At 71.5% G+C, this 16,932-nt stretch carries 17 protein-coding genes and 1 tRNA gene; 6 read left to right on the forward strand and 12 right to left on the reverse strand.

What is annotated here, in order from left to right:
* Positions 1–100: 100 nt before the first annotated feature.
* The gene (locus tag ACR3IO_RS03825; RefSeq protein WP_434069853.1) at positions 101–907 is read right to left on the reverse strand and encodes an IclR family transcriptional regulator; all 807 of its coding nucleotides are present in this window, start codon (positions 905–907) and stop codon (positions 101–103) included.
* A gap of 30 nt (positions 908–937) precedes the next feature.
* On the reverse strand, positions 938–1,996 hold the full coding sequence (locus ACR3IO_RS03830) for a D-2-hydroxyacid dehydrogenase (RefSeq protein ID WP_434069854.1): 1,059 nt from the start codon (positions 1,994–1,996) through the stop codon (positions 938–940).
* Positions 1,997–2,176: 180 nt separating this feature from the next.
* On the opposite strand from ACR3IO_RS03830, the gene ACR3IO_RS03835 reads away from it, so the two are divergent.
* The 5 genes from ACR3IO_RS03835 to ACR3IO_RS03855 all read left to right on the forward strand — a co-directional run bounded on the left by ACR3IO_RS03835 (position 2,177) and on the right by ACR3IO_RS03855 (position 5,732).
* Positions 2,177–3,103 (forward strand): NAD(P)-dependent oxidoreductase, encoded by a 927-nt coding sequence (locus ACR3IO_RS03835; RefSeq protein ID WP_434070559.1) that lies wholly within the window; start codon positions 2,177–2,179, stop codon positions 3,101–3,103.
* Between the two features lie 83 nt (positions 3,104–3,186).
* Positions 3,187–4,647, forward strand: a complete 1,461-nt coding sequence (gene gndA, locus ACR3IO_RS03840) for an NADP-dependent phosphogluconate dehydrogenase (protein WP_434069855.1) — start codon at positions 3,187–3,189, stop codon at positions 4,645–4,647.
* 32 nt (positions 4,648–4,679) lie between these two features.
* Entirely contained in the window at positions 4,680–5,033 is a 354-nt protein-coding gene (locus ACR3IO_RS03845) for a YidH family protein (RefSeq protein WP_434069856.1), read from the forward strand.
* A gap of 7 nt (positions 5,034–5,040) precedes the next feature.
* Positions 5,041–5,382 (forward strand): DUF202 domain-containing protein, encoded by a 342-nt coding sequence (locus ACR3IO_RS03850; RefSeq protein WP_434069857.1) that lies wholly within the window; start codon positions 5,041–5,043, stop codon positions 5,380–5,382.
* On the forward strand, positions 5,379–5,732 hold the full coding sequence (locus ACR3IO_RS03855; RefSeq protein WP_434069858.1) for a hypothetical protein: 354 nt from the start codon (positions 5,379–5,381) through the stop codon (positions 5,730–5,732). The genes ACR3IO_RS03850 and ACR3IO_RS03855 overlap by 4 nt, the downstream gene beginning before the upstream one ends.
* Positions 5,733–5,841: 109 nt before the next feature.
* On the opposite strand, the gene ACR3IO_RS03860 is transcribed toward ACR3IO_RS03855, so the two are convergent.
* The 5 genes from ACR3IO_RS03860 to ACR3IO_RS03880 form a co-directional block, all read right to left on the reverse strand.
* Positions 5,842–6,321, reverse strand: coding sequence for a hypothetical protein (locus tag ACR3IO_RS03860; RefSeq protein ID WP_434069859.1), 480 nt, complete (start codon positions 6,319–6,321; stop codon positions 5,842–5,844).
* Between the two features lie 5 nt (positions 6,322–6,326).
* Positions 6,327–8,027 carry a long-chain-fatty-acid--CoA ligase gene (locus ACR3IO_RS03865; RefSeq protein WP_434069860.1) on the reverse strand — a complete coding sequence of 567 codons (1,701 nt, stop codon included), beginning with the start codon at positions 8,025–8,027 and terminating at the stop codon, positions 6,327–6,329.
* Between the two features lie 5 nt (positions 8,028–8,032).
* Complete coding sequence (locus ACR3IO_RS03870) at positions 8,033–9,010, reverse strand: ribose-phosphate diphosphokinase (RefSeq protein WP_434069861.1); 978 nt, start codon at positions 9,008–9,010, stop codon at positions 8,033–8,035.
* Positions 9,011–9,048: 38 nt separating this feature from the next.
* Positions 9,049–10,494 (reverse strand): bifunctional UDP-N-acetylglucosamine diphosphorylase/glucosamine-1-phosphate N-acetyltransferase GlmU, encoded by a 1,446-nt coding sequence (glmU, locus tag ACR3IO_RS03875; protein ID WP_434069862.1) that lies wholly within the window; start codon positions 10,492–10,494, stop codon positions 9,049–9,051.
* Between the two features lie 39 nt (positions 10,495–10,533).
* A tRNA-Gln gene (locus ACR3IO_RS03880) sits at positions 10,534–10,605 on the reverse strand.
* Positions 10,606–10,751: 146 nt separating this feature from the next.
* Between ACR3IO_RS03880 and ACR3IO_RS03885 the strand changes: the two genes are divergently transcribed.
* Positions 10,752–11,243: a MarR family winged helix-turn-helix transcriptional regulator gene (locus ACR3IO_RS03885; protein WP_434069863.1), complete on the forward strand. Its 492-nt coding sequence runs from the start codon at positions 10,752–10,754 to the stop codon at positions 11,241–11,243.
* 11 nt (positions 11,244–11,254) lie between these two features.
* On the opposite strand, the gene ACR3IO_RS03890 is transcribed toward ACR3IO_RS03885, so the two are convergent.
* The 5 genes from ACR3IO_RS03890 to ACR3IO_RS03910 form a co-directional block, all read right to left on the reverse strand.
* Complete coding sequence (locus tag ACR3IO_RS03890; protein WP_434069864.1) at positions 11,255–11,914, reverse strand: methionine ABC transporter permease; 660 nt, start codon at positions 11,912–11,914, stop codon at positions 11,255–11,257.
* Entirely contained in the window at positions 11,914–12,942 is a 1,029-nt protein-coding gene (locus ACR3IO_RS03895) for a methionine ABC transporter ATP-binding protein (protein WP_434069865.1), read from the reverse strand. The genes ACR3IO_RS03890 and ACR3IO_RS03895 overlap by 1 nt, the downstream gene beginning before the upstream one ends.
* Positions 12,943–13,044: 102 nt before the next feature.
* Positions 13,045–13,938, reverse strand: coding sequence for a MetQ/NlpA family ABC transporter substrate-binding protein (locus ACR3IO_RS03900; RefSeq protein ID WP_434069866.1), 894 nt, complete (start codon positions 13,936–13,938; stop codon positions 13,045–13,047).
* A gap of 179 nt (positions 13,939–14,117) precedes the next feature.
* The gene (locus tag ACR3IO_RS03905) at positions 14,118–15,926 is read right to left on the reverse strand and encodes an ABC-F family ATP-binding cassette domain-containing protein (RefSeq protein ID WP_434069867.1); all 1,809 of its coding nucleotides are present in this window, start codon (positions 15,924–15,926) and stop codon (positions 14,118–14,120) included.
* Positions 15,927–16,003: 77 nt separating this feature from the next.
* Complete coding sequence (locus tag ACR3IO_RS03910) at positions 16,004–16,930, reverse strand: 4-(cytidine 5'-diphospho)-2-C-methyl-D-erythritol kinase (RefSeq protein ID WP_434069868.1); 927 nt, start codon at positions 16,928–16,930, stop codon at positions 16,004–16,006.
* Positions 16,931–16,932: the final 2 nt, after the last annotated feature.

Below are 16,932 nucleotides of genomic sequence, written 5' to 3' on the forward strand. Positions count from 1 at the left end.
TTTCGGTCGCTCGGATGCCGCGGCGGCATGTTCCAGGCACGCCGAAGCGCGCCGTGGCGGGCACGGCGTGAGCGCGGCGAGCGGATGCCGCGGGCGGGCGTCAGCCCCGGCTGCGCCCCGCGCTCAACGGGTTCGTGAGCCTCGCGGCCGCGTCGACGAGCGCGGCCGCGACGGACGCGACCCGCCCCGGCGTCGCCTCGGCGACCGGCAGCGCGACGCCGAGCGCGAGGCTCGGGTCGCTCGGCGCCCATCCCTCGAGCGGCACGGCAACGCCGACGATGCCGGCGAAGGACTCCCCGTCGTCGAGCGCCCAGCCGCGATCACGGGCCGCGGCGAGCTTGACGAGCAGGTCGGGGATGTCGCGGATGCTGCGGTCGGTGAGCCGCGGGAACGGCGCCTGGTCGGCGAGGAGCGCCGCGACATCCGCGTCGTCCATCGCCATGAGGAGGGCATTGCCCGTCGCGCTCAGCGCAGCAGGCAGCCGCGACCCGAGCGGGGTGCCGAACCGCACGCTGCGCGACCCCTCGTGGCGGGCGAGGTACAGCGCCTCGGTGTCGTCGAGCATCGCGACCTGCACGACCTCGTGCACGAGCACCGGAGAGGTCTCGCACACCGTGTAGAACTCGCGCACCTGGCTGAACTGCGAGGCGAACGCCCCGCCGAGCTCGATCGTGCGGCGGCCGAGCTGGTAGCCGAGCGGCACGCGCTGCACCATCATGGCCGCCTCGAGCGCGAGGCAGAGGTTCGCGGTCGAGGACTTCGCGAGCCCGAGTCCGCTCGCGATCTCGGTGAGGGTCAGCGGTCCGGATGCCTCGGCGAGCAGCCCGAGGATGCGCATGCTGCGCGTGACGGCGGGCGCGGGGTCGCGACCCTGGCGGTCGGCCTTCGCGTCGGACTCCTCGGACATGCCACCCCTCTCGTCCGCGGCATCCGCGGATCAGTAGAACTCGACCGTATCCACGACGCTGCGCATCGGCAGCCCGTCGAGGAACCGGGAGGCGTCGTCGGCGAAGCGCCGCGCGATGCGCTCCTCCTCCTTGCGCGAGAGCGCCGCGGTATGCGGACTCACGAGCACCGACGGGTGCGACCACAGCGGCGACGCCGCCGAGAGCGGCTCGGACTCGAAGACGTCCAGTGCGGCGAAGCCGACCCGCCCGTCGTCGAGCGCCGTGGTGAGCGCCGCCTCGTCGATCACCGTACCGCGCCCGACGTTCGCGACGATGACGCCGGGCCTGACGGCGCGGAGGATCCGGTCGTCGAGCAGGTGGTGGGTCGCCTCGGTGCCGGGCAGTGTCATGACGATCGCGTCGACCTCGCCGACGGCGGACTCGAGGTCGTCGATGGGGACGAGCCGGTCGACGCCCTCGACGGGTTCGCCGCTGCGCGTCGTGCCCCAGACGCGGGCCCCGAGCGCGCTGAAGCGGCGCGCGCACTCGGCGCCGATGCCGCCGAGGCCCACGACGAGCACCGTCATCTCGTCGACCTGGCGCATCTCCCAGCGCTCGGGCCACTCGCGCGCCCGCTGGTCGGCGATCAGGCGGGGCAGGTTCTTTGCGCCGGCGAGCACGCCGAACACGGCGAACTCCGCCAGCGGCCCCCCGTGCACGCCCGCGCTCGTGGTGAACGCGATGCGATCGAGCTGCTCGTGGTCGAGGCCGGCCGCCTTCACCTGGCTTCCGCCGCCGGCGGCCATGGTCATGACCCAGCGGAGCGCCTGATTCTCCTTCGCCGTGCGCGCGAGCGCGGCCGGCTCCACGTCGGGGATGCCGAACAGCGCCTCGGCCGAGTCCACCATGGCGTCGAACGCCGCCTGCTCGTCGGCCGTGCGCACGTGGTCGGGGTCGCCCGACCAGTCGGCGGGCCCGCGCATCGGACGCGTCAGCGCGTGGTCGCGCACGAGGTCGATGCGCGGCTCGAGGGATTCGATGAGGCGGCAGTGCTCCTCGGAGAGCGGCACCGCCACCACGGCTCGCAGGCGGTTCTGGGTGTCGGGCATCCGGTCTTCCCCTTCAATGCGGTGTCGGCGACCGAGCCGGGGCGGGCCCACGGGCCCCTCCTGCGCGGTCAGCTCCTCCAGCATAGCGGAAGTTCAGCAGGTTGAACGATGTACGACAGGTTGTCGTTCGGATATGATGACCGCATGTCCAACGCCGAACATCACGCAGACGACGACCGCATGCCCGCCGCCGAGCCCTCCCGATCGCACGGCCGCCGGCCCGACGACGGCGTGATCGGCGTCGTCGGGCTGGGTTCGATGGGTGCGCCCATGACCCGCCGCCTCCTCGCCGCCGGGCGCCGGGTGGTCATCACCGCACGCCGCCCGCAACCCGAGCTCGTCGGCCTCGGCGCCGAGTGGGCCGCGACGCCGCGCGAACTCGGCCTCCGCGCCGACGCCGTGCTCGCGATGCTCCCCGACCTGCCGCAGCTCGAACAGGTGCTCGACGGACCCGACGGGCTGCTCGCCGGCGTGCTCGAGCGAGACGGCGAGACCCTGCTCATGATCGGCTCGACCTCGTCGGCCCCGCAGGTGCGCGCCCTCGCCGAGCGGCTCGCCGCGGCATCCGATGGTCGCATCCGCGTCGTCGACTGCCCGGTCTCGGGCGGTGAAGACGGCGCGAAGGCCGGCACCCTCTCGATCATGCTCGGCGGTGACGAGCCCGACGCCGCCCGCGCCGCGGCCCTGCTCGCGCCCTGCGGCACGCCCGTGCACCTCGGCCCGCTCGGCGCCGGCGAGGTCGCGAAGGCGTGCAACCAGCTCATCGTCTCGGCCACGATCCTCGCGCTCGGCGAGGCCGCCGTGCTCGCCGAGCGCTCGGGCCTCGACCTGGAGGCCCTGTTCGGCCTGCTCGCCGGCGGGTACGCCGGTTCGAACCTGCTCGCGAGCCGCATGGACAAGCTCGTCACGGGTGACGACTCCCCCTCCGGCGTGGCCGAGTACATGGTCAAGGACCTGCGCTTCGCCGCCGAGGCCGCCACGGCGACCGGCACCGACCCCGTGCTGCTGCCGACCCTCCGCGCCGCGTTCGACGAACTCGTCGAGCGCGGACTCGGCGATCGCGACATCGCGGTGACCCGGCGGTTCGTCGCCGAGCGGTCCCGATGACCTCTCAGCAACAGCGTGCAACGGTGAGGCCGCCTCACAGTACGCTTGAGAAGTCCCCCAAACATCTTTCGAGGAGAGTGTTCGTGCCTGCAACCGGATCAGCAAACATCGGCGTCGTCGGACTCGCGGTGATGGGGTCGAACCTCGCCCGCAACCTGGCCAGCCGCGAGGGGAACACCGTCGCGGTGTTCAACCGCTCCTTCGAGCGCACGAGCACGCTGATCGCCGAGCACCCCGAAGCCGGCTTCGTCGCCGCCGAGACGTACGACGAGTTCGTCGCCTCGCTCGCCAAGCCCCGCACCGCCATCATCATGGTCCAGGCCGGCAAGGGCACCGACGCCGTCATCTCCGAGCTCGCGAGCCGCTTCGAGCCGGGCGACATCATCGTCGACGGCGGCAACGCGCTCTTCACCGACACCATCCGCCGCGAGCGCGAGGTGCGCGAGACGGGCATCAACTTCGTCGGCGCCGGCATCTCCGGCGGCGAGGAGGGCGCCCTGAACGGCCCCTCGATCATGCCCGGCGGATCCGACGAGTCGTGGGTCACCCTCGGCCCGATCCTGAAGTCGATCGCCGCGATCGCCGAGGGCGAGCCCTGCGTCACGCACATCGGCCACGACGGCGCCGGCCACTTCGTCAAGATGATCCACAACGGCATCGAGTACGCCGACATGCAGCTCATCGCCGAGGCGTACGACCTCATCCGCCGCGGCACGGGCAAGTCCCCCGCCGAGATCGCCGACGTGTTCGCCGAGTGGAACCGCGGCGAGCTCGAGTCCTACCTCATCGAGATCACCGCAGAGGTCCTGAAGCAGGTCGACGCCGAGACCGGCGCACCGCTCGTCGACGTCATCCTCGACGAGGCCGGCTCCAAGGGCACCGGCGTCTGGACCGTGCAGACCGCGCTCAGCCTCGGCACGCCCGTCTCGAACATCGCCGAGGCCGTGTTCGCCCGCGGACTCTCGTCGCACCCCGAGCAGCGCGCCGCCGCCAAGGGCCTCGCCGGCCCCGACGAGGCCGAGCGCATTCCGGCCGACCAGGTCGACGCCTTCATCGAAGACGTGCGCCTCGCCCTCTACGCCTCGAAGATCGTGGCGTACTCGCAGGGCTTCGACGCGATCCGCGCCGGTGCCGCCGAATACGACTGGAACATCGACCTCGGTGCGGTCTCGAAGATCTGGCGCGGCGGATGCATCATCCGGGCCCAGTTCCTGAACCGCATCGCCGACGCGTACGACGAGACCCCCGACCTCGAGCTGCTGCTCTCCGCCCCGTACTTCGCCGAGGCATTCACGCGCGCCCAGGCGGCCTGGCGCCGCGTCGTCGTGCGCTCGGTCGAGACCGGCATCCCGGCCCCGGCGTTCTCGTCATCGCTCGCGTACTACGACGGCCTCCGCGCCGATCGCCTGCCGGCCGCGCTCGTGCAGGGCCAGCGCGACTTCTTCGGCGCGCACACCTACAAGCGCATCGACAAGGACGGCGTGTTCCACACGCTGTGGTCGGGCGACCGCAGCGAGATCGCCACCACCCCGTCGACGCACTAGCGACCGACCCGGCAGCAGGGAAGGGGCGACGGATGCCGCAGCCGCAGTGGCGGCGCGAGGGCGAGGAACCCGACTACCGGTTCACGCTCGCCAACGAGCGCACGTTCCTCGCATGGATCCGCACCGCCCTCGCCCTGCTCGCCGGAGGCGTGCTGCTGTTCGAGTTCGCGCCGTCGATCGGCCCCCGCGGCCTGGTCCTCGTCCTGGCCGTCGGGCTCGCCGTGGTCGCGGCGGTGCTCGGCGGGCTCTCGTACGTGCGGTGGCGGGCCAACGAGATCGCCATGCGCCACGGCCGCCCGCTCCCCGGCAGCATCGTCATCCCGATCCTCGCCGCCGTGGCGCTGCTCTCGGGCGCCGTGATCGCGATCATGATCCTCACGGCCTGAGGCGGCGATGACCGACGCGCCGCTCGAGCCGACGCCCCGTGATCCCGGGCTCCAGGCTGAGCGCACCGCGCTCGCCTGGACCCGCACGGCGCTCGCGATCGCGGTGAACGCGGTGCTCGTGCTGCGTTCCGGACTCGTCTCCGACCAGCCCGCGCTCGCCGCCGCCGGGGTCGTGCTCTTCGCGATCTCGGCCGCGGCGGCCGCATACGGCGTCGTGCGCAAGCGAGAGCTCGGCGCCGCTCAGGGGCCGGTCATGCCGTCGGCCTGGCCGCTCCTCGCGGTCGCGGCGACGGTCGTGCTCGCCGCCGTCGCTGGCGTAGGATCACTCCTCGTGGAGGTGGCCCGATGAGCGACGAGCATCCCGAACTCGCGGGCTACGAGCCCGTCGACCGTCCGCGGCGCCCGGGCCGGCAGCGCGCCATCCAGGTCTTCGTCGTCCTCGCGCTCGCCGGGCTCGTCCTGCCGATCGTGCTCTCGACGTTCTCGGTCGCCACCACGACGGCGCGAACGGCGTGTGCGACCTTCGCGACGGCGGCCGTCCGTGGCGAGGTCAGGACGGATGCCCCGTTCGAGCTGTTCGCCGGCGGGGGCCCCGGGTGGCAGTGCTACATGACCACCGAGAACGGCGACCGCCGCCACCTCGCGAACTTCGGCCTCTTCCCGGCCGCACCACGCTACGAGCCGGGCACGCCGACCTGACGCCGGGCGGGCCTCCTCGTCTCGCGGCCGAGACGCCACGCGATCGGCCGCACGCTCCCCCGAGCGGCTTCCGAATCCCGGTTCCGCCCTTGCGGGGACGGGGCCTGGCTCAGTCCTCCGGCTCGGCCGGCAGGAACACGCGCTTGTAGGAGCGGCCGTCGGGGAGCGTGACCGTGCGCGCCTCCAGGAGCCCGCGCGTCACGCGCTGGTAGATCGCCTGCGGCGTGACGCCGAGCCGTCTCGCGGCCTCGGACACGCTCTCGCCGGGAAGGTCGGTGGGCACGCTCGAGGGCCGCTCGCGCTTGCGGCGTCGGCTCGCCTCCTGGCGTTCGTGGATCTCGGTGTCCTCGCCGGCCCACCGGTACTTGGCCGCCGACGGACTGAGTCCCGCGGCATCCGCGATCTCCTCCCAGGTCGCCCCGGCGCCGAGCGCATCTCGCGCCGCGACGAGCGTCGCGGGCTCGGACTCGAGCGCCGCCACGAGCGAGCGGATGCCTCGGAGCCGGTCGAGCGGCGCGACGTCGTCGCCCGCCTCCAGCGCTGCGAGCGCCGCGAGGGCGGCCGCAGAATCAGGAGACAGGAACGGCATGGGCGTCAGTCGGCCAGCAGGCGGTTGCGGACCTCGCGGCGGATGACCTTGCCGATGAGCGATCGCGGCAGCTCGTCGGTCTGGACGACGCGCTTGGGGACCTTGTAGGGCGTGAGCTCGTCGCGCACGAGGTCGCGGATGCCCTGCTCGTCGAGCGCAGCGCCGTCGCGGAGCACCACGACGGCGACGACCTGCTCGCCCGAGTGCTCGTCGGGGACGCCGACGACGGCGGCCTCGACCACGTCGGGGTGCGCGAGCACGGCCTCTTCGACCTCGCTCGGCGCGACGTTGAAGCCGCCCGTGATGATGAGCTCCTTGATGCGATCGACGATGCGCACGAACCCGTCGGCGTCGATCGAGACGATGTCGCCCGTGCGGAACCAGTCGGCACCGCCGTCGGTCGCCGGCACGAACACGGCCGCCGTCTCGTCGGGCTTCTGCCAGTATCCGGAGAACACCTGCGGGCCGCGGACGATGAGCTCGCCCTCGGCGCCGTCCGCGACATCCGTCTGCGGGTCGTCGGGGTCGACGACCCGCGCCTCGGTCGACGGCAGCGGCAGGCCCACGGTGCCGGCCCGGCGGTTGGGTGCGACGGGGTTGGCCATGAGCACGGGCGAGCACTCGGAGAGGCCGTAGCCCTCGACGAGGTACCCGCCGGATGCCGCCTCCCACGGTTCGACGACGGCGGCCGAGAGCGGCATGGCGCCCGAGATCGCGATCTCGATGCCGTCGAGCGAGACGCCCGCGGCGGCCGCGGCCTTCGTGAGCCGGTCGTAGATCGGCGGCACCGCAGGGAGGAAGGTCGGCGGGCGGCGCTTGATCGACTTCAGCACCAGATCGGGGTCGAACTTCGGGAACAGCACGAGCCGTGCGCCCATGCTCATCGCGAACGTGAGGCAGAGCGTGAGCCCGTAGGCGTGGAACATCGGCAGCACGGCGTGCACGACCGCGCTGCCCCGCTCGATCTGGGGCACCCAGGCACGGGACTGTGCCGCGTTCGCGACGAGGTTGCCGTGCGTGAGCGTGGCGCCCTTGGGGCTGCCGGTGGTGCCGCTCGTGTACTGGATGAGGGCGACGTCGTCGACCGACGGCGCGAGGATGTGCGCGTCGACCGGGTCGGAGGCCGCGAGCTTCTCCCACGGCGTGGTGCCGCGCACCTTCGTGGTGAGCGCCGCACGCGACTCGCGCGCCTTGGCGATCGGCAGCCGGAGCATCGCCCGCGTCGTGAACGGCATCGCCCGCGTCACGTCGACGGAGACGATCTCGCGGACGGCGACGTCGGCCGGGAACGCCTGGATGGAGTCGACCACCTTGTCCCAGGCGATGACGACCGCGGCGCCGTGGTCCTCGAACTGGTGGCGCAGCTCGCGCGGCGTGTAGAGCGGGTTGTGCTCGATGACGATGCCGCCCAGGCGCAGCACCGCGTAGAACGCGACGATGTGCTGCGGACAGTTCGGGAGGACGAGCGCGACGGGATCGCCGGGCTGCACGCCGAGCAGCCGCAGGCCCTCGGCGGCTCGCTCGATCTGGGCGCCGAGTTCGCGATACGTCGTCGTGCGGTCGAAGAACTCGAGGGCGACGCTGTCGGGGTAGGCGTCGACCGACCCGCGGACGAGGTCGTAGAGCGAGTCCGTCTGCGGCTCGATGTCGTGGGGCACGCCGTCGGCGTAGCCCGCGAGCCACGGCCGGGGAGTCTCGATGGTCATGGGGTCTACGCCGCGCCGTCGAACATGCTCGTGACCGAGCCGTCCTCGAAGACCTCGTGGATGGCGCGGGCGAGCAGCGGGGCGATGGGCAGGACGGTGAGCCGGTCCCAGCGCTTGTCTTCGGGGATCGGGAGCGTGTCGGTGACGACGACGCGGTCGATGACCTCGGACTGCAGGATCTCGGTCGCGGGGTTGGAGAACACCGCGTGCGTGGCGGCCACGACGACGCCCGTCGCGCCCGCGTCCTTCAGCGCCTCGGCGGCCTTCACGATGGTGCGCCCGGTGTCGATGAGGTCATCGACGAGGAGGCAGATGCGCCCCTTGACGTCGCCGACGATCTCGTGGACGGAGACCTGGTTGGGCACGAGCGGGTCGCGTCGCTTGTGGATGATGGCCAGGGGCGCGCCGAGCTTGTCGCTCCAGATGTCGGCGACGCGCACGCGGCCCATGTCGGGCGAGACGACCGTGAGCGTCGACGGGTCGAGCGAGTTCTTGAACTCCTCGAGCAGCACCGGCATCGCGAAGAGGTGGTCGACGGGGCCGTCGAAGAAGCCCTGGATCTGCGCCGCGTGCAGGTCGATCGACATGATGCGGTCGGCACCGGCGGCCTTGAACAGGTCGGCCACGAGACGCGCCGAGATCGGCTCGCGTCCGCGGCCCTTCTTGTCCTGGCGGGCGTACGGGTAGAACGGCGCGACGACCGTGACGCGCTTGGCGGAGGCGCGCTTCAGCGCGTCGAGCATGATGAGCTGCTCCATGAGCCACTCGTTGATCGGCGCGGTGTGCGACTGGATGACGAAGGCGTCCGACCCGCGCACGCTCTCGTCGAAGCGGGCGTAGATCTCGCCGTTCGCGAACGTGCGCGCGTCGGTGGGCACGAGCTCCGAACCGAGTTCGTGCGCGATCTGCTCGGCGAGCGCGGGGTGGGCCCGCCCCGACACGAGCACGAGCCGCTTCGATCCGGTGGTCTCGATTCCCGACATGTGCTGTGTCCTCTCCGCCTGCGCTCGGCGCGGCGTGTTCAGTCGGCGTCGGGAACGGATGCCTCGCGCGCGGCCTCTGCGGCGTCAGCCGCCGCAGACCCGGCCCGGTGCTTCTGGACCCACTCCTCGATGTTGCGTTGCGGTGCCACGTTCACGGCGAGCGCGCCGGACGGGACGTCTTTTCGGACGACGGTGCCGGCTGCCGTGTAGGCGCCGTCACCAATCCTAACCGGCGCGACGAACACCCCGTGAGAGCCGGTGCGCACGTGCGACCCGACCTCCGAGTGGTGCTTGCGGATGCCGTCGTAGTTGGCGAAGATCGAGCCCGCGCCGATGTTGGAGTGCTCGCCGATCGTGGCGTCGCCGACGTAGCTGAGGTGCGGAACCTTGCTGCCGGTGCCGATGGTCGCGTTCTTCGTCTCGACGAACGCGCCGATCTTGCCGTCGGCGCCGAGCACGGTGCCCGGGCGCAGGAAGCTGAACGGTCCGACCGTCGCGCCGGCGCCCACGACGGCGAGCGTGCCGTCGGTGCGCCGCACCTCGGCGCCGACGCCGACCTCGCAGTCGGTGAGCGTGGTGTCGGGGCCGATGAGCGCGCCCGTCTCGATGACCGTCGCGCCCTTCAGCTGGGTTCCCGGGCGGATCGTCACGTCGGGCGCGATGCGCACGGTGAGGTCGATCCACGTGGTCGCCGGGTCCTCGATCGTGACCCCGTTCAGCTGCCAGCCGCGCACGATGAGCGCGTTGAGGCGAGCGGCCGTCTCGGAGAGCTGGGCGCGGTCGTTGATGCCGGCCACGAGCCAGGGCTCGGTCACCGGCACGGCCTCGACCTCGGACCCGGCGGCGCGCAGCAGCTGGATCACGTCGGTGAGGTACTTCTCGCCCTGCGAGTTCTCGGTGGTGAGGTTCGCGAGCTGGTCGCGCAGCGCGGCGGCGCCGAACGCGTAGATGCCCGCGTTGATCTCGGAGATGGTGCGCTCGGCGTCGCTCGCGTCCTTCTGCTCGACGATGCGGTCGAACACGCCGACGCTGTCGCGCACGATGCGGCCGTAGCCGGCCGGGTCGTCGTAGAACGCCGAGAGCACGGATGCCGCCGCGGCGCGGCCGCGGTGGCGCTCGAGGAACCCGGCGAGCGTGTCGGCGTTCAGGAGCGGCACGTCGCCGTTCAGCACGAGCACCTCGCCGTCGAATCCGGCGGGCAGCGCCGCGATGGCCTGCTCGACCGCGCGGCCGGTGCCGGGGATCTCGTCCTGGTCGACGATGACCGTGCCTGGCAGCTCGGCCTCGACGGCCGCCGCGACCTGGTCGCGCTCGTGGCGCACGACCGCGATGACGTGGGCGGCATCGAGGCTGCGGGCGGTCGCGAGCACGTGCGCGACGATGGGCGCCCCGGCGAGCGGGTGCAGCAACTTCGGCGTGGCCGACTTCATGCGGGTGCCCTGCCCCGCGGCGAGAACGATGATGGCGAGGTTCTGGTCGGTCATTCGCGTCTTCCTGTGGGGTGCGGTCGGGCGGCGTTCCGGCTCCGCCACCAGGATTCGAACCTGGACCGAACAGCTCCAAAGGCTGTCGTGCTGCCGTTACACTATGGCGGACCGCTCGGGCGGAGTGCGCACGGGCGCCATCCAGTCTGCCAGACCCGCCGACCGGTTCGGGGCCGCACGGGCGTCGGCGCGCGTCATCCGCGTGCCCGGCCCGTCGCGCACGGCGAAGGCCCCATCGCTCGCGCGATAATGGCGGGATGACGCATGCCGACGAGGTCGACCGCATCGTCGAGGACTGGGAGCGCGAACGCCCCGACCTCGACTTCGCACCCCTGCAGGTCCTCTCGCGCGTCGCGCGCCTGTCGAAGCACCTCGATCGCGCGCGGCGTCAGGCGTTCGCGCGTTCCGAGCTCGAGTCGAGCGAGTTCGACGTGCTCTCCGCGCTGCGCCGTGCGGGCTCGCCGTTCCGGCTCTCACCGAAGCAGTTGTTGCAGCAGACGCTCGTGTCGAGCGGCACGATGACGAACCGCATCGACCGGCTCGTCGAGCGCGGGCTCGTGAACCGGCAGACCGACCCCAACGACGGCCGCGGCATCCTCGTGGAGATGAGCCCGGCGGGCCTCGCCAGGGTGGATGCCGCGATCACGCGCCTCGTCGATGCCGAGGCCGAACTGCTCTCGGGCCTCCCCGCGGGCGAGCAGAAGCGGCTCGCGGGCCTGCTGCGAAAGCTGAGCCTCGGCTTCGACTGACGCGGCCCGTCCTAGCGGCGCATGACCTTGCGGGCCAGCCAGTTGCCGAGGAACTGCGCGACCTGCACGAACACGACGATGAGGATGACCGCCGCCCAGGTGATCAGCGGCTGGAACTGCCGGTAGCCGTACACCTGAGCGAAGTTGCCGAGTCCGCCGCCGCCGATGAAGCCCGCGACCGCGGTCATGTCGATGATCGCGACGAGCACGAAGGTGTAGCCGAGGATCAGCGGGCCGAGCGCCTCGGGCAGCACGACCGTGCGGAGGATGCGAAGCGGGGCGGCACCCATCGCCCTCGCAGCCTCGATCACGCCGGGCGAGACGGTGAGCAGGTTCTGCTCGACGATGCGCGCGATGGCGAACGACGAGGCGATCGAGAGCGCGAAGATGAGCGCGTCGTTGCCGATGCCCGTGCCGATCACGAGGCGCGAGAGCGGCTGCACCGCCGCGATGAAGATGATGAACGGGATGGGCCGGAAGAAGTTGATGACGACGTTCACGATGTTGAAGACCGGCCTGTTCGACAGCAGGCTGCCCGGCCTCGTCGTGTAGAGCACCATGCCGAGGAAGAGGCCGGCCAGCCCGCCGAACAGCAGCGTGAGCGCGACCATGTAGAGCGTCTCGACGGCGGCGATCCAGAACTCCGGACCGAGCTCGAACAGGCGATCCATCACGCCACCTCCGTGACCTCGGCGCGGGCGCCGATCTTCGCGAGCACCGCGTCGACCGCGGCATCCGCCCCTCTGATCGCGAGCGTCAGGTGACCGAACGCGCGCCCTTGAATGTCGTTGATGCCGCCGTAGACGAGCTCGAACTCGAGTCCCGCGTTCGCGAGGTCGAGGAACACCGCGGCCTGCGACACGTCGCCGTCGCGGAAGGAGATGGTCACGATGCGGCCCTCGTGGCGTTCGCGCAGCACCACGACCTCGGCCGGCGACGGGATGCCCTTGACCACGGTCGAGACGAACCGTGCCGACGAGGCGTTCTTCGGCGCCGAGAAGACGTCGAACACGTCGCCCGACTCGATGACCCGGCCGCCGTCCATGACCGCGACCTTGGTGGCGATCGACTGGATGACGTCCATCTCGTGGGTGATGATCACGATCGTGACGCCGAACTCCCGGTTCACGCGCTTGAGGAGCTCGAGCACCTCCTGCGTCGTCTCGGGGTCGAGCGCACTCGTCGCCTCGTCGGCGAGGAGCAGTCGCGGCGACGTCGCGAGCGCGCGGGCGATGCCCACGCGCTGCTTCTGCCCGCCCGAGAGCTGGTCGGGGTAGTTCTTCGCCTTGTCGGTGAGTCCCACGAAGGCGAGCAGCTCGTCGACGCGAGCCGTGATCTCGGCCTTGGACGCGCCGGCGACCTGCAGCGGGTACGCGACGTTCGCCCGCACCGTCTTGGAGTTGAAGAGATTGAACTGCTGGAAGATCATGCCGATCTCGAGTCGGATGCCGCGGAGCTCGCGCTCGGGCATCGTCGTGATCTCGCGCCCGCCGACCTCGATCGTGCCCGCCGTCGTGGGTTCGAGGGCGTTGATCAGGCGCACGAGTGTGGACTTGCCCGCGCCCGAATAGCCGATGATGCCGTAGACGTCGCCGGCCTCGACCTCGAGGCTGACCGAGTCGACTGCGACGATCGGGGCGCCGCCCTTCTCGGGCGAGGGATAGGACTTGGTGACGTCGGTGAGGCTGACGAGGGCCATGTGGTGCTCCTTCCAGAACGCCGGAACGGGCGGCGGGACCGATGATACGGTTCCCGCCGCCCGCACGGTGCGGACGATCCGCGGATGCGGACGTCGGCGCGATCAGCCCTTGGCGGCCTTCGTGTCGGCCTCAACCTTGGTGAGCGAGTCCTGCAGGTCGGCGACGGAGACCTCGAGCGGCACGGCCGTGTTGCCGGAGGCCTCGAGGAGGCCCGCCTGCACGTCGGGGTCGGTCTGGAAGATCTCGACGAGCTTGTTGTAGGTCTCGTTGTCGGCGTCTTCGGCACGCGTCGCGAAGATGTTCACGTACGGCAGCGCGTTCGGGTCGGTCGGGTCGTCCTGCGCGATCGCGTCCTCGAACGAGAGGCCGGCGTCGGCGACGTAGTCGTTGTTGATGATCGCGGCGGCGACGTCGGGCAGCGACGTCGGCGTCAGCGAGGCCTCGAGGGCCGTCACCTTGACCTTGGACTTCGCCTCGTCGATGTCGGCGAGGTCGGAGAAGATCGTGCCGCCACTCTTCAGTTCGACGAGCCCGGCCGACTGCAGAACGAGCAAGGCACGTGCCTGGTTGGACGCGTCGTTCGGCACGGCGACGGTGTCGCCCTTCTTGATGTCGGCGACGTCGTCGACCTTCGTGGAGTACAGGCCGAGCGGGTAGATCGCGGTCGAGCCGATGGGCGTGAGGTCTTCGCCGGCCGACACGTTGTAGTCGGCGAGGTAGACGATGTGCTGGAACTGGTTGAGATCGAGCTCGCCCTCGGTCGTGGCCGGGTTCGGCTGCGCGTAGTCGGAGAAGTCGACGAGTTCGATGGCGATGCCCGCCTCGTCGGCGGCCTTCTCGAACGCGTCCCACTGGGCGTCGCCCTTGCCGACGACGCCGATCTTGATGACGTCGTCTGCGCCGCCCTCTTCACCCGAGGCGGAGGCGCAGGAGGCGAGGCCGAGGACGAGCGGGATCGCGGCGAGTGCGGCGATGAGCTTGGTGCGGTGTGCCATGGGGGTTCCTTTCGTCGGCGCGCGTCCTGATGCTGATGGCTGTGGAGCGGGCATGGCTCCGCCACGGTGGGTCACGGTGGGGGCTTCGATGCCGCGAACGCGGGCGCACTGACCACGTTAGGCGAAGATTCTTTGCAGCCCGACCGCCATGGTCACACTGCGTCACAGGATCTGCGACGTCAGGCTTCGAGGATCTCAGATACTTCGAGCCAGCGGGTTTCGAGGTCGGCGACAGACCCCTCGAGCGCCCGCAACTCGTCGCCGAGCGATGCCAGGCCGACGTAATCGCCCTGGTCGTGCACGGCGAGCCGCTCGTGCGCCCGGGCGATCTCTGACCCCAGCTTCTCGAGCTTGCGGTCGATCGACGCGAGCTCCTTCTCGGCCGTGCGCCGCTCGGCGCCCGCGAGCGAGGGACCCGCCGGGGCGGCACCCGACGCTGCGCTCGGGTTCTGGATCGCCGCGGCATCCGCCCGGCGCGAGGCATCCGTCGCCTTGCGGAGCTCGAGGTACTGGTCGACCCCGCGCGGCAGGTCGCGGAGGTGCCCGTCGAGGACCGCGAACTGGCGGTCGGTGACGCGCTCGATGAGGTACCGGTCGTGCGAGACGACGAGCAGCGTGCCCGGCCAGGAGTCGAGGAGGTCCTCGATCGCCGCGAGCATGTCGGTGTCGAGGTCGTTGGTCGGCTCGTCGAGGATCAGCACGTTCGGCTCCTGCAGCAGGATCAGCAGGAGCTGGAGCCGGCGCTTCTGGCCGCCCGAGAGGTTCTTCACGGGCGTCGAGAGCTGTGCCGTCGTGAAGCCGAGGCGCTCGAGCAACTGCCCGGGCGTCATCTCCTTGCCGCCGACCTCGTAGCTCGTGCGCTGCTCGGCGACGACCGCGGAGACGCGCTGCTCGGACCACTCGGCGAGCTCGTCCAGCTCCTGGCTGAGGGTCGCGATGCGCACGGTCTTGCCGCGCTTGACGCGCCCGCTCGTCGGCTCCACCGCACCCGTCACGAGCCCGAGCAGCGTCGACTTGCCGGCGCCGTTGACGCCGAGGATGCCGGTGCGCTCCCCCGGCGCGATGCGCCACTCGACCTCGCTCAGGACGGTCTTCGGCCCGTACTGCACCGTGACGTCGATGATGTCGACGACGTCCTTGCCGAGCCGCGAGACCGCGAGTCGGTCGAGCTCGACCTTGTTGCGCACGGGCGGCTCGTTCTCGATGAGCTCGTTCGCGGCGTCGATGCGGAACTTCGGCTTCGACGTGCGCGCGGGCGCGCCGCGGCGCAGCCACGCGAGCTCCTTGCGCATGAGGTTCTGCCGCTTCGCCTCGGATGCCGCCGCCATGCGATCGCGCTCGACCCGCTGCAGCACGTAGGCGGCGTATCCGCCCTCGAAGGGCTCGACGATGCCGTCGTGCACCTCCCACGTGTCGGTGCAGACCTCGTCGAGGAACCACCGGTCGTGCGTGACGACCACGAGCGCGCCCGAGTCGGCCGCCCAACGCCGCTTGAGGTGCCCGGCGAGCCAGGCGATGCCCTCGACGTCGAGGTGGTTGGTCGGCTCGTCGAGGAAGACGACGTCCCAGTCGCCCACGAGGAGTGCGGCGAGTCCGACGCGGCGGCGCTGGCCGCCCGAGAGGCTCGCGATCTGCCCATGCCAGGGCACGTCGGCCAGGAGGCCGCCGATGACGTCGCGCACCTTCGGGTCGCCCGCCCAGATGTGCTCCTCGATGCCGCCGACGACGAACTCGGCGACCGTCTTGCCCGGGTCGACCACGTCGGACTGGTCGAGCATGCCGATGCGGATGCCGCGGCGGATCGTCACGCGCCCGTCGTCGGGATCGAGGCGACCCGCGAGCAGCTTCAGGAGCGTGGACTTGCCGTCGCCGTTGCGTCCGACGACGCCGATGCGGGCGCCCTCGTCGATGCCGAGGGTGACCTCGTCGAAGACGGTGCGCGTCGGGAATTCGAGGTGCAGGCGCTCGGCGCCGAGAAGATGTGCCATGTCCCGACGAGCCTAGCCGCCGCACCTGTGCGCGACCGCCGATGACCGCCGGGCGGGCACCGGCCGCCGACCGGGCCTCAGCGCGCGAGCACCCGCGCCCCGTGCACGGCGCCGTGCACGTGGATCGCGTTGAGCCGCGCCGCCGAGAGGGCGACCTGCAGCTCGAGCGCGGAGTCGGTGTCGGCCGCGAGGAACGCGACCGTGGGTCCGGACCCCGAGACGAGGCCCGACAGCGCGCCGTTGGCCATGCCGAGCTCGAGGATGCCGCCGAGCCCGGGTGCGAGTCGGAGCGCAGCCTCCTGGAGGTCGTTGTGCAGCGCGCCGGCGAGCAGCCCCGGGTCGCCCGCGCGGAGCGCCTGCAGCACCTCGGCGTCGACCACGGGCGATGCCGGCACGTGGCGCCGCTGCTCCTCGCGGAGGAGGTCGAGCTCGCCGTACACCCCGGGCGTGGACAGCCCGAACTCCGCCACCGCGAGCACCCAGTGGAACGATCCGGTCGCGAGCGCCGGGCTCAGCCGGTCGCCGCGACCGGTGCCGATCGCGGTTCCGCCGGCGAGCGAGAACGGCACGTCGGCGCCGAGCTGGGCCGCGAGCGCGAGCAGCTCCTCCTTCGGCATCGCGGTGCCCCAGAGCGCGTCGCAGGCGACGAGGGTGGCCGCGGCGTCCGCCGACCCGCCGCCCATGCCGCCCGCGATCGGGACGTGCTTGTCGATCTCGAGCCGCACGCCGCCGCGGACGCCGGTCGCCCTGGCGAGCAGCTTCGCGGCGCGGATGGCGAGGTTCGAGGCATCCGTCTCGAGGCCGGACGTGTCGACGCTGCCGCCGAACGCGACGCTGAACTCGTCGTCGGGCCAGGCGCGCACGTCCTCGTAGAGCGAGACCGCCTGATACGCCGTGGCGACGTCGTGGTAGCCGTCGGGCTGCACCTCGCCCACGCGCATGAAGAGGTTGATCTTGCCGGGCGCGCGCACGTGCACGGACTCCTCGGTCCAGGCGATCGTCATGG

The sequence above is a fragment of the Agromyces sp. Marseille-Q5079 genome (assembly GCF_051016555.1).
Lineage (GTDB): Bacteria > Actinomycetota > Actinomycetes > Actinomycetales > Microbacteriaceae > Agromyces.